This window comes from Neisseria sp. P0019.S002 (assembly GCF_051957155.1).
Classification (GTDB): Bacteria; Pseudomonadota; Gammaproteobacteria; order Burkholderiales; family Neisseriaceae; genus Neisseria; species Neisseria perflava.
In genome coordinates, this window is sequence record NZ_JBQCWS010000072.1 from 1 (window position 1) to 497 (window position 497).

Annotated in this window: 1 pseudogene; it reads left to right on the plus strand. The window is 47.1% G+C overall.

Annotated elements, in window-relative coordinates:
• A pseudogene (locus tag ACTHTY_RS11620) lies at positions 1-497 on the plus strand (hypothetical protein); the annotation flags it as partial.

Sequence of the window (497 nt, forward strand, 5' to 3'; positions counted from 1 at the left end):
GTCCATATGCGCAAGCCAATAAAGAAGCTGCAGTTGCTGTAGGTTCTAACGCTACTGCTGCTCAGTCTAACTCTATTGCTGTGGGTCAAACTGCCACTGCGTCTAACAATAACTACATTGCTGTCGGTACTAAATCAGTTTCTAGAGGTGATAACGCAATTGGTGTCGGTGCTTATGCTGAATCAACTGCTCACCGTGCTACCGCTATCGGCGTGTTGTCTAAAGCTAATGGCACAGGCTCATTTGCTGGTGGTGCATCTGCTCAAGCAACAGGTGAAAATTCTGTAGCTATTGGCGGTGCGATGGATGGTAATTTCGGTAATAAAGCCGGTTCTGCTGCTAAAGCAATCGGTAACAACTCTATCGCTTTGGGTACTCAATCTAAAGCTGCTGGCAATAACTCTATCGCTCAAGGTAAAGGTGCAACTGCTAAGCAAGCTGCTGACGTTGCCGTAGGCCATTCTGCTAAAGCTGACGGTACTTCTAATGGCGCTGAT